Origin of the sequence: Janthinobacterium sp. SUN073 (assembly GCF_030397665.1) — a bacterium.
GTDB lineage: Bacteria > Pseudomonadota > Gammaproteobacteria > Burkholderiales > Burkholderiaceae_D > Janthinobacterium.
On record NZ_JAPUBT010000014.1, the window covers coordinates 5,030 to 6,643 of the forward strand.

The following is a 1,614-nucleotide window of genomic DNA, read 5'->3' on the forward strand; positions in this document are numbered from 1 at the left end:
CCGCGACTATGACGGCACGCGCAATGCCGTGCTGTCGGGCGGCGCATTGAGCGGCCTGGTCAGCGGCGAGACGCTGAACCTGGATCTGACGAACCAGAGTGGCGTTTTCGCCGACAAGAACGCGGGCAGCGGCAAGGTCGTCACCGTGACGGGCGCGACCATCTCGGATGGCACTACCGGCCTGGCCAGTAACTACGCCTTCAGCAACGCCAGCGGGGTGACGGCGATTATTTCCAAGGCCACCATCAACGGCGTGTCGAACGTGGGCGTCAACAACAAGACCTATGATGGCCAGAAAACGGCCACCTTGAATGGCACCGCGACCTTCACCGGCATCATCGGCGCCGATAGCTTGACGGTGGCGGGAAATGGCGAATTCAGCGACAAGAATGCGGGCACCGGTAAAACAGTGAACGTCAGCAACATCACCCTGGGCGGCGCGGACGCGGGCAACTACATTCTGGGTAGCACGATATCCAGCGGCGTGGCCGACATCGCCAAGGCCAGCATCAGCGGCGTGTCGAACGTGGGCGTCAACAACAAGACCTATGATGGCTTGACCACGGCGACCTTGAACGGCAGTGCAGTGTTTGATGGCAAGATGAACGGCGACAGCCTGACGGTGGCCGGCAGCGGCGTCTTCAGCGACAAGAACGCGGGCACCGGTAAAACGGTGAATGTCAGCAACATCACCCTGGGCGGCGCCGACGCGGGCAACTACATTCTGGGTAGCACGACGTCCGGCGGCGTGGCCGACATCGCCAAGGCCAGCATCAGCGGCGTGTCGAACGTGGGTGTCAACAACAAGACCTATGATGGCCAGAAAACGGCCACCTTGAATGGCACGGCGACCTTCACCGGCATCTTCGGCGACGACAGCCTGACGGTGGCGGGAAATGGCGAATTCAGCGACAAGAACGCGGGCACCGGTAAAACAGTGAACGTCAGCAACATCACCCTGGGTGGCATGGATGCGGGCAACTACGTTCTGGCCAGCACGACGTCCAGCGGCGTGGCGGATATTGCCAAGGCAACGATCAGCAGCGTGTCGAACGTGGGCGTGGACAACAAGAGCTATGATGGCTTGAGAACGGCCACCTTGAAGGGAACGGCAAGCTTTGATGGCATTATTGGCAACGACAGCTTGAGTGTTGCTGGCTCTGGCTTGTTCAGCGACAAGAATGCGGGCACGGCCAAGGTTGTCACGGTTAGCGGTATCACGCTGGCTGGTGCGGACGCTGGCAACTACATTCTGGGTAGCAATGCTTCCAGCGGCACGGCCGATATCACGCCGAAAGCCCTGACAGTGGCGGGCCAGGTGGCGGGCAGCAAGGTCTACGACGGCAATGCGGTGGCGCAAATCAGTGGCGGCAGCCTGGTCGGCCTGGTGGAGGGCGAAACGCTGGTCATCGCCGGCCAGACGGCGGCCTTCAGCGACAAGAATGCGGGCAACGCGAAAACCGTGACGGTCAGCGGCACGACCTTGCTCGACGGGGCGGGGGCGGCCAGCAACTATACGGTGGTCAACCCGACCGGTTTGACGGCCAGCATCACGCCGAAAGCCCTGACGGTGGCGGGCCAGGTGGCGGGCAGCAAGGTCTACGACGGCAATGC

The 1,614-nt window shown here is 62.1% G+C and carries 1 protein-coding gene; it reads left to right on the forward strand.

Annotated features, from left to right (window positions below; translation table 11 throughout):
- On the forward strand, positions 1-1,614 hold a 1,614-nt coding region (locus tag O0882_RS26060; RefSeq protein WP_289952935.1), incomplete at both ends, for a YDG domain-containing protein.